The following is a 20,843-nucleotide window of genomic DNA, read 5'->3' as shown; positions in this document are numbered from 1 at the left end:
GGCGTCAATTGCGACGGGGTGAGCGATCACCCTTTCGTGTGCTTTTCACCAAAGACCTCAAGGGAGTTGGAGACGACGCCGACAAATGATCCGTGACTACCCTTGCGCACGCCATGATGACCGCCGCCCGTTCCGCAGACTCCGGCCTCACCGGTCCGGGCGAACTCGACCGCTACCCCTATGCGGAGGGCCCCGGCGTAGACCGCGTCAGCAGCTCTGTGTGGGATGCCACGGACCCGGACCTGGGCCGCATGGGCCGACGTGCCGCCGGAAGTCGCGGCCGCGGCCTGCATGGCCAACTGGTTCAGCAGCTGGGACAGATGATCGTCTCCGGTGACCTGGGCGCCGACCGCCCGCTCGTCCCCGAGGAGATCGGCCAGCGATTCGAGGTCTCCCGCACCGTCGTCCGTGAGTCCCTGCGTGTCCTTGAGGCGAAGGGTCTGGTCAGCGCCCGCCCCAATGTCGGCACACGTGTACGTCCGGTCAGTGACTGGAACCTCCTGGACCCGGACATCATCGAGTGGCGCGCCTTCGGTCCGCAGCGTGACGACCAGCGTCGTGAGCTGAGCGAGCTGCGCTGGACGATCGAACCGTTGGCCGCCCGCCTCGCCGCCGGACACGGTAGGCCCGAGGTGCAGCAGCGGCTCACCGACATGGTCGAGATCATGGGTCACGCGATGGGGCAGGGTGACGCGCTCACCTTCTCGCGGGCCGACGCGGAGTTCCACTCGCTGCTCATCCAGGTCGCGGGAAACCGCATGCTGGAGCACCTCTCCGGGATCGTGTCGGCCGCGCTCCAGGTGTCCGGCGGCCCGATCGCGGGCTGCGACCGGCCGAACGAGGCATCTCTCTCGCACCATGCCCGTATCGCCGACGCTCTCGCGGCGGGCGACGCCTCGGGCGCCGAGGCGGCCATGCGGCAGCTGCTCACAGTCCACCCCGAGGTGGAGCGCGTCGTGCCCGCGCCGCGCGAGCACTGATCGCGTACCGCGGGTGGCGCGGTCGGGGGCGTTCGCCCCGCGTGGCACTGTTCGGCCGGCGAACCGTCTGCCGCCGGGCCCCACCGGATTCCTGGAGGATCCGGTGGGGCCCGGCGGTGCGATGGATGCTGGAATCGTCCGCTGACCACCTCTGACCGTATCTGGCCGCTTTTAGGTGCTTACGGGGTGTGACTCGGGCCACGCAGATTGGGCGTAACACTCTTCGGGACAGCGCGATGACCTAAGAGGTGACAGCCGAGTAGGGAATATGGGCGCCGCTTGAGGCGCTGTGACTCTTCCCGGCTCCCGCCCGCGCCGTCGGCCCATTCCAAAGTCGGCGGTCGTCGGCTCCTCTCCGCAGTGGACGGGGCCGGAAGCCGTTTTCCAACGTTCCGAGAGGTTGTTCGTGTCGGCCAGCACATCCCGTACGCTCCCGCCGGAGATCGCCGAGTCCGTCTCTGTCATGGCGCTCATTGAGCGGGGAAAGGCTGAGGGGCAGATCGCCGGCGATGACGTGCGTCGGGCCTTCGAAGCTGACCAGATTCCGGCCACTCAGTGGAAGAACGTACTGCGCAGCCTCAACCAGATCCTCGAGGAAGAGGGTGTGACGCTGATGGTCAGTGCCGCGGAGCCAAAGCGCACCCGGAAGAGCGTCGCAGCGAAGAGTCCCGCCAAGCGCACCGCCACCAAGACCGTCGCGGCGAAGACGGCGACGGTCAAGAAGGCCACCGCCACCGCCACGCCGGCGATGCCCGAGGTCGACGATCCCGCCGAGGACGCGACCGCCAAGAAGGCCGCGGCCAAGAAGACGACCGCCAAGAAGGCAGTCGCGAAGAAGACCGTCGCCAAGAAGGCAGTGGCCAAGAAGACCGCCGGCAAGAAGGACGACGCCGAGCAGGTCGACGACGACGACGCCGAGGAGACCCCGGGCACGGCCAAGGCCGGCGAAGGGACCACCGAGGACGGCGCGCAGGGCTTCGTGCTGTCCGACGAGGACGAGGACGACGCGCCCGCGCAGCAGGTCGCCGCGGCCGGTGCCACCGCCGACCCGGTCAAGGACTACCTCAAGCAGATCGGCAAGGTCCCGCTGCTCAACGCCGAGCAGGAGGTCGAACTCGCCAAGCGCATCGAGGCCGGTCTGTTCGCCGAGGACAAGCTGGCGAACGCCGACAAGCTCGCGCCGAAGCTCAAGCGCGAGTTGGAGATCATCGCCGAGGACGGCCGGCGCGCCAAGAACCACCTCCTGGAGGCCAACCTCCGTCTGGTGGTCTCCCTGGCCAAGCGTTACACCGGCCGCGGCATGCTCTTCCTGGACCTCATCCAGGAGGGCAACCTCGGTCTGATCCGCGCGGTGGAGAAGTTCGACTACACCAAGGGCTACAAGTTCTCGACCTACGCCACGTGGTGGATCCGTCAGGCGATCACCCGCGCCATGGCCGACCAGGCCCGCACCATCCGTATCCCGGTGCACATGGTCGAGGTCATCAACAAGCTCGCACGCGTGCAGCGCCAGATGCTTCAGGACCTGGGCCGCGAGCCCACTCCGGAGGAGCTGGCCAAGGAACTCGACATGACCCCCGAGAAGGTCATCGAGGTCCAGAAGTACGGTCGTGAGCCGATCTCCCTCCACACCCCCCTGGGTGAGGACGGCGACAGCGAGTTCGGTGACCTCATCGAGGACTCCGAGGCGGTCGTCCCGGCCGACGCGGTCAGCTTCACACTCCTCCAGGAGCAGTTGCACTCCGTCCTGGACACCCTGTCCGAGCGCGAGGCGGGCGTCGTCTCGATGCGCTTCGGTCTCACCGACGGTCAGCCGAAGACCCTCGACGAGATCGGCAAGGTGTACGGCGTGACGCGCGAGCGCATCCGCCAGATCGAGTCCAAGACGATGTCGAAACTGCGTCACCCGTCACGCTCGCAGGTCCTGCGTGACTACCTGGACTAGGCCTCGGCCGTAGTACGCCGTCGAGGGCCCGGTTTCCCGTCATGGGAGCCGGGCCCTCGGTCTGTGCGGAGTGCGGAGCGCCGTCGGCTGGATCACTCTGGGTGTCTCGTGACAACCCCGGAGTGAGGAGCGCGCATGCATCGTACTTTCGCCCGTGCACTGGCCCTCGTGGCCACGGCGGCCGTGATACCGCTGGCATCCCCGGCCCCCGCGACGGCCGACGTCGTCATCGGCGGCTACCCGGCGGAAATCGCCGAGACCCCCTGGATGGTGGCCCTGTCCAGCCGTGACCGGTTCGGGACAACACGCGCGGGACAGTTCTGCGGGGGAGTGGTGATCGCGCGGGACACGGTGCTGACGGCCGCACACTGTCTGGGCGAGGACGTACTGGGCGCTCCCCCTCGGCAGGTCCGAGATCTGAGGATCGTCGCAGGTCGCGGAGATCTGCGGGCGGACGGGGGCAAGGAGATCGCCGTGCGCGACATCTGGATCAATCCGCGGCACGACAGCTACACGAATGCCGGGGACTTCGCCGTACTCACCCTCTCGGAGCCGCTCGCCGCCGGTTCGGTCATTAGCGTGGCGGGCGCCGAAGACGCCGCGTACCGGCCCGGTACGGGCGCTGTGGTGTACGGCTGGGGCGACACGACGGGGGACGGGGACTACGCGAGCTCCCTGCGGGCCTCGCCTGTCCGAGTGCTGCCCGACGCCGTCTGCGAGGAGGCCTATCCGGGCAGTGCTGACGGAACGTACCTCGTTGACTCCATGCTGTGCGCGGGAGAGGCGGGTGGTGGCCGGGACGCCTGTCATGGGGACAGCGGCGGACCCCTGGTCGCCCGCGGGCGGCTGATCGGCCTTGTGTCGTGGGGGAGCGGCTGTGGGCGGGTCGGTAGCCCCGGGGTCTATACGCGGGCCTCAGGGGCCGTCACAGCGCTCGCAGCGGGCCGCTGAGAGCTGCTTGACGGCCTCGGTGGGCAGGACGCACCTTCCGCAGCAACGAGCGCGGGCGGCCGTCCCTGGGGTCAGGGGCGGCCGCCCGGTCACCGGCCTGTGCCGGAGATGGCTCGTCGTCTGCGCGAAGTGTCAGTGCTCTTCGTCATTGGCGCTTGCCGGGGCGGCCGTCAGCCGCTCCGTCTCGTCCTGTATCTCAGCGGCGATCTTCTTGAGTTCCGGCTCGAACTTGCGCCCGTGGTGGGCGCAGAAGAGCAGTTCACCACCGTTGAGGAGGACGACGCGCAGATATGCCTGGGCGCCGCAACGGTCGCAGCGGTCAGCGGCCGTCAGTGGGCTCGCGGGGGTCAGAACAGTAGTCACGTCGCCTCTTCTCTAGCTCGACGAGCTGTCGTACCAGGGTCAACATCCAACCAGGCCGAAAACGTTCCCGCTCGTGGCTCTTCCTCGAAAAAAATCTTTCCGAGTCGGCTGTCTGCTGCCGGTTGGCGGCGAATGAGCCGTATTGCGTGTCTTCGTGTCTTACGGGTTCGCGCTCTGTCAGGTTCAGTCCCCACCGGCTGGCTTGCCGGTTGTTCTTGAGGACGTGCCCGGAGCCTAAATGGTTCATGCCTGGAAGGGAACGTGATATGTACTTCACTCCAACGAGGGATCGAACAGGCATACGACTCTGGACTAGTCTGCGTTTGGGGCGAGGGTGGCGTTACAACGGCTCTACCAGGCCTCGGTACCCTCAGACCGGTGACCGAAGCCGGACCCTTACCCAAAAGGGCCCCAACTGAAATTCAGCGAGGAGCGAACCGCGTGACCGCCGAGACGTCCGTGCCGTCCACAGCCCTGCTGACCGGAGCAGACCGGGACGGTTCCAACTACACCGCGCGGCACCTGCTCGTCCTCGAAGGTCTAGAGGCCGTGCGGAAGCGCCCGGGCATGTACATCGGCTCGACCGACAGCCGCGGTCTGATGCACTGCCTCTGGGAGATCATCGACAACTCCGTGGACGAAGCCCTCGGAGGCTACTGCGACCACATCGACGTGACCCTGCATGACGACGGCTCCGTCGAGGTGCGGGACAACGGCCGGGGCATCCCGGTCGATGTCGAGCCCAAAACCGGACTTTCGGGCATCGAAGTCGTCATGACCAAGCTGCATGCCGGGGGCAAGTTCGGCGGCGGCTCGTACGCGGCCTCCGGCGGTCTGCACGGCGTGGGTGCCTCCGTGGTGAACGCGCTCTCGGCCCGCCTGGACGTCGAGGTGGACCGCGGGGGCAACACCCACGCGGTGAGCTTCCGGCGGGGCACACCCGGTGCCTTCAGGGGTGACGGCGCCGATGCCACGTTCGACGCGTCCTCCGGGCTGCGCAAGCTCAAGAGGGTCCCCAAGACCCGCACAGGCACGCGCGTGCGGTACTGGGCGGACCGCCAGATCTTCCTCAAGGACGCCAAGCTCTCCCTGGAACACTTGCACCAGCGTGCCCGGCAGACCGCCTTCCTGGTGCCCGGCCTGACCCTGGTCGTCCGTGACGAGTTCGGGCTCGGTGAGGGCGGCAGCAAGGGCGAGGAGTCCTTCCGCTTCGACGGCGGCATCAGCGAGTTCTGCGAGTACCTGGCCTCGGACAAGCCCGTCTGCGACGTGCTCCGCTTCTCCGGTCACGGCAGCTTCAAGGAGACGGTCCCGGTCCTCGACGACCACGGGCAGATGACTCCGACCGAAGTCACCCGTGAACTGGGTGTCGACGTCGCGATGCGCTGGGGCACGGGCTACGACACGACCCTCAGGTCGTACGTGAACATCATCGCCACGCCCAAGGGCGGCACCCACGTCACGGGCTTCGAACAAGCGGTCGCCAAGACGGTCAACGAAGTGCTGCGCACCAAGAAGCTCTTGCGCGTCGCCGAGGACGACGTCGTCAAGGACGACGCACTGGAGGGCCTCACCGCCGTTGTCACCGTGCGTCTCGCGGAGCCCCAGTTCGAGGGGCAGACGAAGGAGGTGCTCGGCACCTCCGCGGCTCGTCGCATCGTGACGAACGTGGTCTCCAAGGAACTCAAGGCGTTCCTGACATCCACGAAGCGGGACGCGGCAGCACAGGCCCGTGTCGTCCTGGAGAAAGCGGTTGCCGCCGCCCGTACGCGGATCGCGGCCCGCCAGCACAAGGACGCTCAGCGGCGGAAGACGGCCCTGGAGTCCTCCTCACTGCCCGCCAAGCTCGCCGACTGCCGCAGCGACGACGTGGAGCGCAGCGAGCTGTTCATCGTCGAGGGCGACTCGGCACTCGGCACCGCCAAGCTCGCCCGGAACTCCGAGTTCCAGGCACTCCTGCCGATCCGCGGAAAGATCCTCAACGTTCAGAAGTCGTCCGTGTCCGACATGCTGAAGAACGTCGAGTGCGGCGCGATCATCCAGGTCATAGGAGCGGGTTCGGGGCGCACCTTCGATCTCGACGCCGCCCGTTACGGGAAGATCATCCTGCTCGTCGACGCCGATGTCGACGGCGCGCACATCCGCTGTCTGCTCCTGACCCTCTTCCAGCGCTACATGCGGCCCATGGTCGAGGCCGGCCGGGTCTTCGCGGCAGTGCCGCCGCTGCATCGCATCGAGCTGAGCCAGCCCAAGAAGGGCCAGGACAAGTACATCTACACGTACTCGGACCGTGAGCTTCGGGAGACCCTGCTCGAACTCCAGCGGAAGAACGTGCGGTACAAGGACTCGATCCAGCGTTACAAGGGTCTCGGCGAGATGGACGCCGACCAGCTGGCCGAGACGACCATGGACCCGCGTCACCGCACACTGCGCCGGATCAACATCACCGACCTCGAAGCCTCCGAGCAGGTGTTCGACCTGTTGATGGGCAACGACGTCGCTCCGCGCAAGGAGTTCATCTCCAGCTCGGCGGCGACGCTGGACCGCTCCCGCATCGACGCGTAGGTGGTCCCACCGACACGTATGCGGTTCGAGGGGGCCGGCCGGAATTCCGGTCGGCCCCCTCGAACCGCATAGCTGTGTGCGGGCGCGGGGAAGTACGCAGGAGACATGCTCCACCCGGGGGTGGAGACAAGCGGTCGCCAAAATCCACCCACGATCCACCCCGGCTCCGATCCGCAGTCCGACGCGTTTCCGTAGCGTCGAAGGCGTCGACAGCACTCGCTGCAGGCACCTTCCTCTAATCGCTCACGGAGGCCGTCATGTCCGGGCTTGTCGATGTCCTGGCGATCCTCGCCGTAGTCGTCCTGGTGGTCGCCCGCCAGTTCCGCCCTCGGCGGCTGGACGCGGACAGGCGCTGGTGGGTCGCGCCCGGGATACTCATCCTTCTCGCCGTGCGCGAGCCCGGTCTGCTGGATCCCGGCCATCGGACGGCATCGGTTCTCCTCCTGGGTGCCGAACTCCTCATCGCCCTGGTCACCGGTCTCGGCTGGGCATGGACCACGCGCCTCTGGGCGACGCCGGACGGAGCGGTGTGGAGCAGGGGCAGCAAGGCCGGCGTCTGCGTCTGGATCACCGGCACAGCCCTGCGGGCGGGTCTGGTCGGCCTCGGCGCCGCGTTCGGCCTCCACCAGGACACCTCGGCCCTCCTCCTCGGGCTCGCTCTGACGCTGCTCGTCCGCTCCGGGATCCTGGCACGGCGGGCGCAGGAACTGCGGTCGGCGACCGGGCAGAGCGCGGCACACGGTGAAGACGTGGCGCGCCCCTTGTGGAAGGAGCGCGTGTGACGGAGAACGTCTGGCAGCGCTGGCCCTCCCGTGAAGCGCTGTCCGGAGAGGGGGTGCACAGGGCCCGGCGCGCGTTCACGCTGGCCTCGCGCGTTCTCGCCGTAGTCATTCTTCTGGTGGCGACCTTCAAGGACAGCGACCTGCACGGCTGGGGCATCGCGGCAGCCGTCCTGGGTGTCCTCGCATGCGGATTCGGGGCCTGGGGTTTCACCAGGACCACGCTCGACCACCGGCTCCTGCCCTCTGTTGGACTGTTGGCCCTGCTCTTCGCCGTCGCCGTGGTGGCATATGGTGCGGGGTTCCGGGCGCCCGCCCTCGTCCTGTGGTGCGTGTGCGGCGTCATCGCGATGGAGCGTTTGCCCTTGATGACCGCCCTCCCCGCCACCTGCGCGGCGCTGGGAGCGTACGCCGCCGTCAATCACGACGGCCCGCTGTCCACCGTGGCCACGACCGGAGGAATCGCCCTGGCCGGCTACGTGCTCCGGCTGGACGCCGAGGCCCGGGGTGGCACCCAGCGGCTGCTCACCCAGGAGCGTGCGGCGCGGGCGGCGGAGGCGGAGTCCGCGGCACTGGCGGAGCGGGCCCGGATCGCGCGGGAGATCCATGACGTACTGGCGCACAGTCTCTCGGCCCAGCTCGTGCACCTGGAGGCGGCCCGACTGCTGATAGAGGGAGGAGGTGCGAAGGACCAGGTCCTCGACCGTGTCGTGGCCGCGCGAAGAATGGCCCGTGAAGGGCTCGCCGAGACCAGGCAGGCGCTTTCCGCGCTGCGCGGTGAGCTGTCCCCGCTGGAGGAGTTCCTGAGCGAGCTCGTCGCCGAGTCCGACAGCGCCGCCGTCACCGTCACGGGTGAAAGGCGGCTGCTGCCGGCCGAGGCGTCCCAAGCGGTTCGCAGAGTCGCCCAGGAGGCACTGACCAACGTCCGGAAGCACGCGCCGGGCGCCAAGGTCCGCATACGGATGGAGTACGGCCGGCACGAAGTGACGCTGCGCGTACGGGATTCGGGCGCGCCGCCGGGAGAGTTCACGCACTCCGGCGCCGGATACGGTCTGGTCGGAATGCGGGAGCGGGCCGAGCTGCTGGGCGGCTCGCTGGAGGCCGGGCCGGACGAGGAGGGGTTCGTGGTGACGCTGAAGGTGCCCGTATGACGGAGGAGCGCGGTGCGGCACCGGCCCGTGTCGTGGTGGCGGACGATCAGACCGTGGTGCGCGAGGGCATCGTGATGCTGCTCGGCCTGCTGCCGGGGATCGAGGTCGTCGGCGCGGCCGCCGACGGGGAAGAAGCGGTACAGCTGGTGGCCGAGCTCGACCCGGACGTGGTGCTGATGGATTTGCGTATGCCCCGCTGCGACGGAGCCGAGGCGACCAGACGCATCAGGTCCGAACACCCGCGGACGCAGGTTGTCGTGCTCACCACGTTCGCGGACGACGAGTCGCTGTTTCCCGCTCTGAGAGCGGGCGCTCGCGGCTATCTCACCAAGGACGCGGACGGCGACGAGATCGTCCGAGCCGTGCGGAGCGTACTGTCCGGGGACGCGGGACTCTCGCCGGGCATCCAGCGGCGTTTGCTGGAGCGACTGTCGGAACCGGAGGTCGCCGCGCCCGCGCAGGAGGCTCCGGACGGGCTGACCCTGCGGGAGACGGAGGTGCTCGTGCTGATCGCCGAGGGCCTGAGCAACCAGGAGATCGCCCGCAAGCTGCAAGTGTCCACGGCCACGGTGAAGACCCACATCAACAACCTCTTCGCCAAGACGGGACTCAAGGGCCGTGCTCAGGCCGTCCGTTACGCCTTCGGGAAAGGACTTGTGCGGCCACCAGGGGGGTGAGTCACCTGATGGGGTGAAGTGCGCGGAGAGAAGAGTCAGGGATCTTCCCGTTCTGTCCATCCTTGGGCACGCGGCCGAATCGGGCGGCGGACAAGGAGAGTTCGGTGGAGAAGCACGACGGTCCCGACCCCGGACAGGTCCGGATCGACGACCCCTGGTACGACGCGCTCGCCTCCGGGTGGGGCGAGTTGGACGGTACGGGTGCGCCCGCTCCCGCTGTGCCACCCGCGCGCGGGGAGCGGGAGGACCTGAGCGCGCGGGCCGCCGATGTCTATCTGGAGGTGCAGCACAGTGCCGCCTTCCAGGAGGTGCGCAGCCGGTATCGGCGGTTCGTGATTCCGGCCGTCGCGGTGTTCTTCACCTGGTACGTGGCGTATGTCGTGACGGCGACCACGGCGCCGGCCTTCATGGCGCGGCCCGTCGTCGGCGCGGTGAACGTGGCGATGGTCGCGGGGCTCGGACAGTTCCTCACGACGTTCCTCTTCACCTGGGCGTACGCGCGGCACGCGCGGCTGCGCAGGGACCGGGCCGCGCTCGATCTGCGCTGGGACACACAGGAGCTGACGCGCAGCGTCGCGGGTGGTGAGAGGTGACGGGGAACCATCAGACGCTGGCCCTGCTGCTCTTCAGCGTGTTCGTCGCGATCACACTCGGCATCACGACCTGGGTGAGCCGTCACCGGCATGGTTCGGCGGAGGAGTTCTATGCGGGCGGCCGGCTCTTCTCGCCGATGGAGAATGGTTTTGCCATCGCGGGCGACTACATGTCCGCCGCCTCCTTCCTCGGTATCTCGGGGCTGATCGCGCTCTTCGGTTACGACGGGCTGCTGTACTCGGTGGGGTTCCTCGTCGCGTGGCTGGTCGTCCTCTTCCTGGTCGCCGAACTGGTGCGCAACTGCGGGCGGTTCACGCTCGCCGATGTCGTCGCCGCCCGTATGAGCGAGCGGCCGGTGCGGATCGCGGCGGGAACATCCTCGGTGACCGTGTCGGTTCTGTACCTGGTCGCCCAGATGGTCGGGGCGGGCAGCCTGGTCGCGCTGCTGCTGGGAGGCACGAGCGAGGCGGCACAGACCTGGACGGTCATCGGCGTCGGCGCGCTCATGGTCGTGTACGTGTCGTTCGGCGGGATGCGAGCCACCACATGGATCCAGATCGTCAAGGCGGTCCTCCTCATGGGCGGGGCGATCGCGTTGACCGTGCTCGTCCTGGTGCGGTTCCACGGGGACTTCGACCAGTTGCTGCGTACGGCGGCGGAGCGGAGCGGACACGGGAAGTCGTTTCTGGCACCGGGCCTGAAGTACGGCGGGGACTGGACGGCGCGCCTCGACTTCATCAGCCTGGGACTGGCTCTGGTGCTCGGCACGGCGGGCCTGCCGCACATCCTGTCCCGCTTCTACACCGTGCCGACCGCCCGTGCGGCCCGTCGCTCGGTCGTCTGGTCGATCGGGCTGATCGGCGGCTTCTACCTGATGACGATCGTGCTGGGGTTCGGAGCGGCGGCGATCGTCGGCCCCGATGCCGTACGCGGGTCGAACGCGGCCGGGAACACGGCGGTTCCGCTGCTTGCGCTCGATCTGGGCGGCGGGGCCTCATCCACTGGAGGAACGGTTCTTTTTGCGATCGTCGCCGCGATCGCCTTCGCCACGATCCTGGCGGTGGTCGCCGGCATCACGCTCGCCTCCTCGGCTTCCGTGGCGCACGACCTCTATGCGTCGCTGCGGCGCCGGCGTGCCAAGCCGCGTGGTGAGGTGGCCGTGGCGCGGGTCGCCGCGGTCGGGGTCGGCGTCGTGGCCATCGGGCTCGGCCTGCTCGCGCGCGACCTCAATGTGGCGTTCCTGGTGGGACTGGCCTTCGCGGTCGCCGCGTCGGCGAACCTGCCCGTCCTGCTGTACTCGCTGTTCTGGCGGAACTTCACGACGCGCGGCGCGGTGTGGTCCGTGTACGGGGGCCTGGTGCCGGCCTTGGTGCTCGTGGTGCTGTCGCCCGTGGTGTCGGGCAGGCCGGGTTCGCTGTTCCCGGGCGTCGACCTCCAGTGCTTCCCGCTGGACAATCCGGGCCTGGTGTCCATTCCGATGGGCTTCCTCGCGGGCTGGCTCGGCACGGTCACTTCGACGGAGGCGCCGGACGAGGCCAGACACGCGGAGACGGAGGTGCGGGCGCTCACGGGGGCGGGGGCGGTCTGAGGGGCCCGCGGGGGTTCTCCGTCAGGGGCGGGTCGCCCAGACATAGCGGTGTTCGGGGCGGCCCGCGTCGCCGTACTTCAGGCTCAGGGTGGCGCGGCCGGTGCGCTCAAGAAGCTTCAGATAGCGCTGGGCGGTCTGTCGGCTGAGACCGGTCCGCTCGGCGATCTCCTGGGCGGACAGGGGGCTTTCCGCGTTCACCAGGGCTTGGCGCACCGCCTCCGCGGTGGTGGGGGAGTGCCCTTTGGGCAGGTCCGGTTCCGTGCCCGTCGAGAGGGCGCCGAAGATCCGGTCGACCTCGGCCTGTTCGGCCTCGCCGCCGCCGTCGAGGGTGCGACGCAGTTCGGCGTACGCCTCAAGTTTCGCGCGGAGCCCGGCGAAGGCGAACGGTTTCACCAGGTACTGCAGAGCGCCATGCCGCATCGCGGCCTGGACCGTGGTGATGTCACGGGCCGCGGTCACCATGATCACGTCGGACTGGAGGCCCCGCCGCCGCATCTCCTGGACGACCGCGAGACCCGTGTCGTCGGGCAGGTAGTGGTCGAGCAGCACCAGATCCAGCTGGGGCAGCGCCTCCATCTGCCGCAGGGCCTCCGCCGCTGAGTGCGCCTCGGCCGCGACATGGAAACCCGCGACCTTCTCCACGTAGGCGGCGTTAACCCGAGCGACCCGGACATCGTCGTCCACGACCAGTACCTCGATCATCGCGGCTCCTCCTTGGTGGTCGTGGCGGATCTCTCCCGTGCGGGGCCGGGTTCCGGCTGGGGGGTGAGCGCGGGTTCCGCGAGGGCTTCCGGCAGCACGACGGTGAATTCCGCTCCTCCGCCCTCCGCCTGGGCGACCTGCGCGCTGCCACCCTGCCGTTCGGCGAGCCGGCGTACCAGCGGCAGGCCGATCCCGCGCCCCCGGTGGGCCGGCGGTTCCTTGGTTGACCAGCCGTCCGTGAAGATCAACTCATGTTGCCCGGCGGGAACCCCCGGCCCGGTGTCCCGCACCCTGAGCACCGCTGTACGCCCTTCGGCGCGCAGTTCGACCTCCACGCGCGCGTGGAGGGTGCCCGCGACGGCGTCGAGCGCGTTGTCGACGAGGTTCCCGACGATCGTGACCAGTCCCCGGGCGTCGACCAGTTGGTCGGGGAACAGCGTCCTGTCGGAGACCGTCAGGGCCACGGCGCGCTCCGCCGCGACGGTGGCCTTGCCCACCAGGAGGGCGGCGAGCAGCGGATCGTGGATCCTCTCGGTGATCTGTTCCGCGGTGGCCCTGTGGTCGCCGACCACCTCGCCGACGAACTCCACGGCGTCGTCGAACATCTCCAGCTCCAGCAGACCGAGCAGTGTGTGCATCCGGTTGGCGTGCTCGTGGTCCTGGGCGCGCAGGGCGTCGATCAGGCCGCGGGTGGAGTCGAGCTCGCGGCCCAGCTGCTCCAGCTCCGTGCGGTCCCGCAGTGTGGCGACGGCGCCGCCGTCGTCGGTGGGCATGCGGTTGGCCACCAGGACCCGCTGTCCTCGGACGGTGAGCAGGTCGGTTCCGCTGACTGTCCCGGCCAGCACATCGGCCGTACGTCCCTCGCCGAGCGCCGTGCCGAGGGGCTGCCCCACGGCTTCGTCGCCCAGGCCGAGCAGTCGCCGGGCCTCGTCGTTGAGGAGCCGGATCCTGCCCTCGCGGTCCAGCGCGACGACACCCTCCCTGATGCCGTGCAGCATGGCCTCACGTTCCGCCAGGAGTCCGGCGATGTCCGAGAAGGCCAGGTCACGGGTCTGCCGCTGTACCCGCCGTGAGATCAGGTAGGCGGCCAGCGCGCCCACGGCCATCGCCCCGCCCGCATAGGCGAAGAGCCCCGGGATGGCATGGATCAGGCGGGCCCGCACACTGTCGTACTCGATGCCGACCGAGACCGCGCCGACGATGTCACCGTCGGCGTCGCGCAGCGGCACCTTGCCGCGTGCCGAGCGGCCCAGTGTGCCGTCGTCGATCTGCATGACCTCCCGGCCGGCCAGCGCCTGCTGCGGGTCGGTGGAGACGCGTCCCCCGATCTCGGCGGGATGGGTGTGTGACCAGCGCACGCCGTGCATGTCCATGACCACGACATACTCGGCCCCGCTCGCCTTGCGGATCCGCTCCGCCTCGGCCTGGACGGGTCCGTCCGTCGAGGGGCGCGTCGACGTCAGCTCGTCGGCGAGCTGTGGCCGCGCCGCCGTGGTCTGTGCGATGGCGAGCGCGCGACGCATCGCCTGGTCGTCCAGCTGGTCACTGAGAGGGGCGAGGAACAGACCCGTCGCGAGTACGGCGACTCCGGCGGCGATCGCCACCTGCATCAGCAGCACCTGCGAGAACATCCGCCTCGGCATGCCGAGGCGGAGTCGTCGAGCAGGGGGAGTGGGGCTCATACCCATGACGGTACGGGGAACGGCGGACCGGCCCGTACGCGAAGTGGCGTGGATCTCGTTCTGATGCCGTGGCCAGCGGGCCAGCCGGGCAGCACGGCGGTGGGCAGCGGGCCGGTGGGTCAGCAGGTCAACGGGTCAACGTGTCAACGGGTCGCGGGGCTTGTGGCGGCGGTATGTGACAGCTCACGCACCGCCGTCACGTCCATGCGGGCCGGGGAACCGAGCGCGGAGCCGCAGCTCTCCGCACGGGGCGGCGACGAGGCACCCTGGCTGACCGCGACGAGCCAGTGGCGGCCGTCGGTGTGGGCGATGGTCACCTCCCAGAGGGGTGCCTCGCCCTCGGTACGGACCACGCTCAGCGCGCCCGCCGCGTCCTCGCGCACCGCCGTGCGCACCGCCAGCTCGGCGGCCTGGCCGGGGCGTTCCCAGGCGGAGCTGCCGCGGCACCCCTCGGTGACGACACGCCCTTCGCGTACGCCCTGGAGGACTTCCTTCACGGCATGGGCCTCGGCGCGCCCGTACGCGTAACCGAACGGCAGGACGAGGAGGGTGGGTGAGAAGCGGTGGCCTCCCAGGTGTGTGACCTCCCATGCTCCCGCCACCCCGGAGGCGGCGAGTTCGGCGGCGAGGGGTCGGCCGAGCAGGGCGCAGCAGCGGTCGCGCTTGCCGTTGGTGCACACGAGGGCGAGTGGGTCACCGGCGTGGGGGCGGCCGTCGAGCGCGGTGTCGAAGGCGCCGGACAGGCCTCTGCCGAGCGCGGTGAAATCAAGTTCGAGCAGCTGTTCGGGGTCTGATGTGGTGGCGCTGTGCAGCCATACGTTCCCCGGAGTGGTGTGGGCCGCGTACACCTGGCGCTCGGCGACCTTGTGACAGTCCGCGTGGCGTCCGGGGCGGCGGATCAGGGCAATGCGTACACCGGTGTCCTCGGTGGCCTGCTCCAGGGCGCGGCCCAGTACGGGATCCAGGTGACTTGATGTCAGCGCTTCGGCGCCCCAGGGGCCGGGCTGTTCGACCAGCAGCCACGTCCGCGCCGTGGCGGCGGTCCCCGTGAGGGGTTCCTCCAGGCCTTGTGAGACCTTCGCGCACGTACTCACAGAGGTGAGCCTAACCTGACTTGGCTCGATGCGGCCTCCGGGACGTGCCGGGGGCGGGTGCGTAACCCGGGGCGCCGATGACGGAACCGGGCTGAACTTCGATGGGTGCGTGGCGGACTCGCGGCTCCAACCCGGGCTGTTCCGTGGTTGGCGTTCGGAAACGGAAAGGGCCTGGCTGACGGTGCAGCCAGGCCCGCTCTATGAGGGCTCTCCGTGTCTTGCCGTGTTTTGTGCCATTAACGCCGTAGGTGGTCGGAGTGCACGCCTACGGTGTTCGTTTCGTACGGAGTTTCCTCCGGTCAGGCATCCGGGATGTCGAACTTGGCGCGAATGAGGGTTTCCCGAGTGATGACCACGATTCGCTCGTCGCTCGACCGCCCCGCGTCGGCCGGTAGTTTGCCGTCAAGAGCCTCAGTTCTGTCGGCGCCGATGACGGCGAAAGAGCCGTCACTCAGCTCGAAAATATCTGGACAGGTGCCGCCGTCCAGGCTTCCGCGTTGCTGGGGAGATGCGCCAATGCGTCGAATGATGTCTGGTGAGGTCACAGAGGGTAGTTACACCAAAGCGTGGATCATGCGCAACCGGAACGTGCACACGGAGGTCACGCTGAATTGACCATGGACGGGAGAGTTCATGGCTTGGATACGAACAGGTCCTGCTCGTCGGGGATGTCGGCCTTGGCGCGGATCAATGTCTCGCGGCTGACGACCACGATGCGCTCGTGGTCGGCGCGAACGGCGTCGGCGGGGAGCTCGGCGTCTAGGTCCTCAGTGGCGTCGGTGCCGATCACGGCGAAACTGCCGTCACTGAGTTCGAAGATGTCCGGGCAGGTCTGGCCGGACATGCTGCCGCGTTCGCGGGGTGAAGAGCCTATGCGACGGATGATCTTCAATGTAACCCGCTCCAAGCAGTCGGGTGGATGGGACGACAGCAAGCTGTTCGAGCCTTGCTGTCGCGCGCGACGAATCAGGTCACCTGTTCACCGTGCTGCGCGGAGTCTGGGCGCTCGGATGGATTCACTCGGGCGGGTCTCCTACGACCCACCACTCGTCGGTGTCGGCTTCGTCCAGGTCATTGATGAGGTTGTCCATCATCCGGCCCACCCGGGCTTCGACCGAATCCGCCACAAGACTGGCGCGCGCCGACCGAGTTGCCTCCCAGTACTCGCGAAAGATCGGATTCTGCACGGTGTGGCGCAGGTGGCCGAAGAGTTCGGCTCGGTTGACGTTGCCGATGCGGTAAGCCAGGAGCGCGTTGGTGTACAACCCGTTGGCGAAAAGGAGCTGCCGGTACTTGGATGGTGGAATCGCACCGGCGTGCGTGTCGAGAACAGCGGCCAGTGACGGGTCCTCCAGCGCTTTGCTCAGCAGCTCCCAGTGAAGGCGCTGCTGGTTGGCAAGGTTGATGTGCTGCTGTTCGCTCAGGCGGACCCTTCTGGACTGCCGCTGTTGCGCGACGAGAACACCGACGGCGGCCGCGAAGGCAACCCCGGCTGCTGCTGCCGAGCTGCACCCTCGTATGCCAAAGTTCTGTGTGGCCATGTCAACCCCCGGATCAGGCGGCCGTCCGCCGGTCGTCGGTGCGGGTCGACTGATGGGGACCGGCGAGCGTTGGGCGGCGCTTGCCGTCTCCCAGGGTGCCCGAGCGGGTCTGATCGGCTGGGAGGCGGAGAGGCGGCGCACGGAGGTAAGCGCGGGTCGCGCAACTCGGCGCCTTGCCCAACGTGTGCCCCGCGAGCGCCGCTAACAATCGTTCACTTCCAGCGCTTTCCGGGGCGGCTCGTATCCTTGGCGGGCATTCGTCCCCCGTCGTGAGAGCCGGTACGCGAGCCGGAGCACGCAATTGGTGTGAGAGAGGTCGCGTGTCGAGTCAGGCGAGCCCTCAGCAGATCCCGGTCCTCGTCCTCGCCGGTTTCCTCGGTTCCGGGAAGACCACGTTGCTCAACCACCTCCTGCACCGAAGCGGAGGCAGCCGTATCGGTGCCATCGTGAACGACTTCGGCGCCATCGAGATCGATGCCATGGCCGTGGCCGGCGCGCTCGGCGACTCCACCGTCTCGCTGGGCAACGGGTGCCTGTGCTGCGCCGTCGACGCCAGCGAACTCGATCTGTATCTGGACCGGCTCGCCCGGCCCTCGTCCCGGATCGACGTGATCGTCATCGAGGCGAGCGGTCTCGCCGAGCCGCAGGAGCTGGTGAAGATGCTCCTGGCCAGCGAGAATCCGCACATCGTCTACGGCGGACTGGTGGAGGTCGTCGACGCCGCAGAGTTCGACGCCACCCGTGAGAAGCATCCCGGGATCGACCGGCACCTCGCCATCGCCGACCTGGTCGTCGTCAACAAGGCGGACCGCGCGGCGGACCCCGACCGCGTGATCCGGCTCGTGCGTACGCTCGTCGACGGTGCCGCTGTCGTACCCGCCTCGTACGGGAGGATCGACCCCGAGTTCCTCTTCGACTGCCGGCCGACCGAGGAACGTATCGGCCAGTTGTCCTTCGACGACCTGCACCGGGACGAGGACCGTGACCACGGCGACGGCGGGGCCCAGGAACACCTCGGGCACCTGCACTCCGCCTACGAGTCCGTCTCCTTCACCTCCGAAGTGCCCCTCGGGCCCCGGCGGTTGATGGACTTCCTCGACAGCAGGCCCGACGGCCTGTACCGGATCAAGGGATACGTTGACTTCGGCGCCGCCGATCCGCACAACCGGTACACGGTGCACGCGGTGGGCCGGTTTCTGCGCTTCTACCCGGAACCCTGGGCTCCGGGTGAGCGGCTCACCCAGCTCGTGCTCATCGGGTCCGGCATCGACGCCCTCGCGCTCGGCAAGGAACTGCAAGCCTGCAAGGACGACGCCCCACACGCCGACGAGCGCAGCATGTGGGGCGTCCTGCGATACGTACAGGAGCAGGAGCAGGAGCAGGAGCAGGAGCAGGAGCAGGAGGTGGCAGGTCGGGGTGGTGGGGCCGACCTGCCGGACGGCGAGCTCTAGACCGGGCCCGCCACCACCGACACCGTCTTCGCCAGGGAGACACCCGAGCCGTCGCGGCGCGGGTCCATCTCCGGCAGCTCCGCGGGCGTCCCGTCCTTCTGCGCGGCCCGTGCGGGAGCGGGGCCCGCCCAGCCCAGGCTCAGGCAGTCCTCGCCCTTCAGGAACCGCTGGCAGCGCACGCCACCCGTGGCGCGGCCCTTGCGCGGGTACTGGTCGAACGGGGTCAGTTTGGCCGTGGTCTGGACCGAGTCGTCCAGTGTGCCCCGCGAGCCGGCCACGGTGAAGACCACCGCGTCCACGGCCGGGTCGATGGCCGTGAACGAAATGACCTTGGCGCCGTCCGTGAGTTTCACACCCGTCATACCGCCCGCTGGCCGGCCCTGCGGACGCACCTGGGACGCCTGGTAGCGCAGCAATTGCGCGTCGTCGGTGATGAAGATGAGGTCCTCCTCGCCGGTGCGCAACTCGGCCCCGCCGACGATCCGGTCACCGTCCTTGAGTGTGATGACCTCCAGTTCCTCCTTGTTCGACGGGTAGTCCGGGACCACGCGCTTGACCACACCCTGCTGTGTGCCGAGCGCCAGGCCCGGCGACGACTCGTCCAGCGTCATCAGGCAGACCACCTGCTCGTCGCCCTCCAGATTCAGGAACTCCGAGATCGGCGCGCCCCCCGAGAGATTGGGAGCCGAGGCGGTCTCGGGCAGCTGCGGGAGGTCGATGACGTTGATCCGCAGGAGCCGTCCGCTGGACGTGACCGCGCCGATCTCGCCCTGGGCCGTCGCCGGGACGGCGGAGACGATCAAATCGTGCTTGACGCGCCTGCCCTCGCTCTCCCCGAAAGGGTCACCGTTGGCCGTACGCGCGAGCAGTGCCGTCGACGACAGGAGCACCCGGCACGGGTCGTCCGCCACCTGCAGCGGAACGGCCGTGGCGGCGGAACCGGCGGACTCCAGCAGCACCGTACGCCGGTCGGTGCCGAACTTCTTGGCCACCGCGGCCAGTTCGGCCGACACCATCTTGCGCAGTTCGGCGTCCGAGTCCAGGATGCCGGTCAGCTCGTCGATCTCGCCGTTGAGGCGGTCGCGCTCGGTCTCCAGCTCGATGCGGTCGAACTTGGTCAGCCGGCGCAGCGGCGTGTCCAGGATGTACTGCGTCTGGATCTCGCTCAGTGAGAAGTGCTCGATCAGGCGCTGCTTGGCCTGGGCGGAGTTCTCACTGGAGCGGATGAGGCGGATGACCTCGTCGATGTCCAGCAGGGCGACGAGCAGGCCCTCGACCAGGTGCAGCCGGTCGCGCTTCTTGGTGCGGCGGAACTCGCTGCGGCGGCGCACGACCTCGAACCGGTGGTCGAGGTACACCTCCAGCAGTTCCTTGAGGCCCAGTGTGAGCGGCTGGCCGTCCACCAGCGCCACGTTGTTGATGCCGAAGGACTCCTCCATCGGCGTCAGCTTGTAGAGCTGCTCCAGGACCGCCTCCGGTACGAAGCCGTTCTTGACCTCGATGACCAGGCGCAGGCCGTGCGAGCGGTCGGTGAGGTCCTTGACGTCGGCGATGCCCTGCAGCCGCTTCGAGCCGACCAAGTCCTTGATCTTCGCGATCACCTTCTCCGGGCCGACGGTGAAGGGCAGTTCGGTGACGACGAGGCCCTTGCGGCGCACCGTCACGTTCTCCACCGACACCGTCGAGCGGATCTTGAAGGTGCCGCGACCCGACTCGTACGCGTCCCTGATGCCGGACAGGCCGACGATCCGGCCGCCCGTGGGCAGGTCGGGGCCCGGGACGTACTTCATGAGCGTTTCGAGATCGGCCCCGGGGTGGCGGATCAGATGGCGGGCGGCGGCGATGACCTCGCCGAGGTTGTGCGGCGCCATGTTCGTCGCCATGCCGACCGCGATGCCTGACGCGCCGTTGACCAGGAGGTTCGGATACGCGGCCGGGAGGACCGACGGCTCCTGCTCCTGGCCGTCGTAGTTCGGGCTGAAGTCGACGGTGTTCTCTTCGATCGACTCCGTCATGAGGGAGGTGGCGTCGGCCATCCTCGCCTCGGTGTACCGCATGGCGGCCGGCGGGTCGTCGTTGCCCAGCGAACCGAAGTTGCCGTGGCCGTCGACCAGGGGCAGCCGCATGGAGAAGGGCTGGGCCAGGCGGACCAGCGCGTCGTAGATCGACGCGTCGCCGTGGGGGTGGAGCTTACCCATGACCTCGCCGACGACGCGGGCGCACTTCACATAGCCGCGGTCGGGGCGGAGCCCCATCTCGTTCATCTGGTAGACGATGCGGCGGTGCACGGGCTTGAGGCCGTCGCGGGCGTCCGGCAGGGCTCGGGAGTAGATGACCGAGTACGCGTACTCAAGAAAAGAGCCCTGCATCTCGTCGACGACGTCGATGTCGAGGATGCGCTCCTCGAAGTCGTCGGAAGGCGGGGTCTTCGTGCTGCGGCGGGCCATCGCTGCTGCGACTCCTTCACAGTCTCTGCCGGGGCATGAACGGGTTCTGACGCGGTCCATTGTGGACCGCAGTACTGACAACGCGGACCACGACCCGTCCGTACGGGCCTGTCGGGCCGGGTGCGCGACCGCCCCAACAGGCCCGGCGGGCCCCGATCGAGGCGGCCCCGGAGGCTCCACGAGCGCGACCCGCGACTGCCCGCGGAGGTCTGAGGACGCTACCGCCTCACCGGTCGCGCAAGTTCCCCGCGCCCCTGAAGGGCTCCCTCGGAGGAGTGCGGGTGCCCGTACAGCCGTACGGGATGCCCATGATGCTCGCGTGCTCGCTCTCGG

At 68.7% G+C, this 20,843-nt stretch carries 18 protein-coding genes; 10 read left to right on the top strand and 8 right to left on the bottom strand.

Translation table 11 applies throughout. The features are described from left to right. Nucleotides 1–92 precede the first annotated feature (92 nt). The 3 genes from ACIOKD_RS03350 (at nt 93) to ACIOKD_RS03340 (ending at nt 3,876) form a co-directional block, all read left to right on the top strand. Nucleotides 93–980, top strand: coding sequence for a FadR/GntR family transcriptional regulator (locus ACIOKD_RS03350; RefSeq protein WP_402077466.1), 888 nt, complete (start codon nt 93–95; stop codon nt 978–980). Nucleotides 981–1,386: 406 nt separating this feature from the next. Continuing rightward, nucleotides 1,387–2,925, top strand: a complete 1,539-nt coding sequence (locus ACIOKD_RS03345) for an RNA polymerase sigma factor (protein WP_402077463.1) — start codon at nt 1,387–1,389, stop codon at nt 2,923–2,925. 135 nt (nt 2,926–3,060) lie between these two features. Further along, the gene (locus ACIOKD_RS03340) at nt 3,061–3,876 is read left to right on the top strand and encodes a S1 family serine peptidase (protein WP_402077460.1); all 816 of its coding nucleotides are present in this window, start codon (nt 3,061–3,063) and stop codon (nt 3,874–3,876) included. Between the two features lie 132 nt (nt 3,877–4,008). Here the strand turns inward: ACIOKD_RS03340 and ACIOKD_RS03335 are convergent, their stop codons facing one another. After that, the gene (locus ACIOKD_RS03335) at nt 4,009–4,239 is read right to left on the bottom strand and encodes a hypothetical protein (protein WP_107021495.1); all 231 of its coding nucleotides are present in this window, start codon (nt 4,237–4,239) and stop codon (nt 4,009–4,011) included. 441 nt (nt 4,240–4,680) lie between these two features. On the opposite strand from ACIOKD_RS03335, the gene ACIOKD_RS03330 reads away from it, so the two are divergent. The 6 genes from ACIOKD_RS03330 (at nt 4,681) to ACIOKD_RS03305 (ending at nt 11,593) form a co-directional block, all read left to right on the top strand. After that, entirely contained in the window at nt 4,681–6,804 is a 2,124-nt protein-coding gene (locus ACIOKD_RS03330; protein ID WP_402077457.1) for a type IIA DNA topoisomerase subunit B, read from the top strand. A 257-nt stretch (nt 6,805–7,061) separates the two neighbouring features. Further along, nucleotides 7,062–7,586, top strand: coding sequence for a DUF1453 domain-containing protein (locus tag ACIOKD_RS03325; RefSeq protein WP_402077455.1), 525 nt, complete (start codon nt 7,062–7,064; stop codon nt 7,584–7,586). After that, a complete protein-coding gene (locus ACIOKD_RS03320; RefSeq protein ID WP_402077453.1) occupies nt 7,583–8,734 on the top strand; it encodes a sensor histidine kinase in 1,152 nt (383 codons plus the stop codon). The genes ACIOKD_RS03325 and ACIOKD_RS03320 overlap by 4 nt, the downstream gene beginning before the upstream one ends. Further along, nucleotides 8,731–9,411: a response regulator gene (locus ACIOKD_RS03315; RefSeq protein ID WP_402077451.1), complete on the top strand. Its 681-nt coding sequence runs from the start codon at nt 8,731–8,733 to the stop codon at nt 9,409–9,411. The genes ACIOKD_RS03320 and ACIOKD_RS03315 overlap by 4 nt, the downstream gene beginning before the upstream one ends. Nucleotides 9,412–9,515: 104 nt before the next feature. Further along, entirely contained in the window at nt 9,516–10,004 is a 489-nt protein-coding gene (locus tag ACIOKD_RS03310; protein WP_402077448.1) for a DUF485 domain-containing protein, read from the top strand. Beyond that, complete coding sequence (locus ACIOKD_RS03305; protein WP_402077445.1) at nt 10,001–11,593, top strand: cation acetate symporter; 1,593 nt, start codon at nt 10,001–10,003, stop codon at nt 11,591–11,593. Before ACIOKD_RS03310 ends, ACIOKD_RS03305 begins: the two co-directional genes overlap by 4 nt. A 21-nt stretch (nt 11,594–11,614) precedes the next feature. Here ACIOKD_RS03305 and ACIOKD_RS03300 read toward each other — a convergent pair whose 3' ends face one another. The 6 genes from ACIOKD_RS03300 to ACIOKD_RS03275 all read right to left on the bottom strand — a co-directional run bounded on the left by ACIOKD_RS03300 (nt 11,615) and on the right by ACIOKD_RS03275 (nt 16,612). Continuing rightward, nucleotides 11,615–12,295, bottom strand: coding sequence for a response regulator (locus tag ACIOKD_RS03300; RefSeq protein WP_402077443.1), 681 nt, complete (start codon nt 12,293–12,295; stop codon nt 11,615–11,617). Continuing rightward, nucleotides 12,292–13,977: an ATP-binding protein gene (locus ACIOKD_RS03295; RefSeq protein ID WP_402077441.1), complete on the bottom strand. Its 1,686-nt coding sequence runs from the start codon at nt 13,975–13,977 to the stop codon at nt 12,292–12,294. The genes ACIOKD_RS03300 and ACIOKD_RS03295 overlap by 4 nt, the downstream gene beginning before the upstream one ends. A gap of 143 nt (nt 13,978–14,120) precedes the next feature. Beyond that, nucleotides 14,121–15,071, bottom strand: a complete 951-nt coding sequence (locus ACIOKD_RS03290) for a sucrase ferredoxin (protein ID WP_402077438.1) — start codon at nt 15,069–15,071, stop codon at nt 14,121–14,123. 299 nt (nt 15,072–15,370) lie between these two features. Beyond that, nucleotides 15,371–15,616 carry a hypothetical protein gene (locus ACIOKD_RS03285; RefSeq protein ID WP_402077436.1) on the bottom strand — a complete coding sequence of 82 codons (246 nt, stop codon included), beginning with the start codon at nt 15,614–15,616 and terminating at the stop codon, nt 15,371–15,373. Between the two features lie 86 nt (nt 15,617–15,702). Further along, nucleotides 15,703–15,963, bottom strand: coding sequence for a hypothetical protein (locus ACIOKD_RS03280; protein ID WP_402077434.1), 261 nt, complete (start codon nt 15,961–15,963; stop codon nt 15,703–15,705). 124 nt (nt 15,964–16,087) lie between these two features. Then, a complete protein-coding gene (locus ACIOKD_RS03275; protein ID WP_402077431.1) occupies nt 16,088–16,612 on the bottom strand; it encodes a DUF6082 family protein in 525 nt (174 codons plus the stop codon). Between the two features lie 320 nt (nt 16,613–16,932). Between ACIOKD_RS03275 and ACIOKD_RS03270 the strand changes: the two genes are divergently transcribed. Continuing rightward, nucleotides 16,933–18,063, top strand: a complete 1,131-nt coding sequence (locus ACIOKD_RS03270; protein WP_402077428.1) for a CobW family GTP-binding protein — start codon at nt 16,933–16,935, stop codon at nt 18,061–18,063. Here ACIOKD_RS03270 and ACIOKD_RS03265 read toward each other — a convergent pair. Continuing rightward, complete coding sequence (locus ACIOKD_RS03265; RefSeq protein WP_402077426.1) at nt 18,060–20,510, bottom strand: DNA topoisomerase (ATP-hydrolyzing) subunit A; 2,451 nt, start codon at nt 20,508–20,510, stop codon at nt 18,060–18,062. The two genes, ACIOKD_RS03270 and ACIOKD_RS03265, sit on opposite strands and share 4 nt — an antisense overlap. Between the last annotated feature and the right edge of the window lie 333 nt (nt 20,511–20,843).

Origin of the sequence: Streptomyces sp. NPDC087844 (assembly GCF_044742785.1) — a bacterium.
GTDB lineage: Bacteria > Actinomycetota > Actinomycetes > Streptomycetales > Streptomycetaceae > Streptomyces.
The sequence above is the reverse complement of the archived record's forward strand: the minus strand, read 5'-3'. Positions and strand labels throughout refer to the sequence as shown.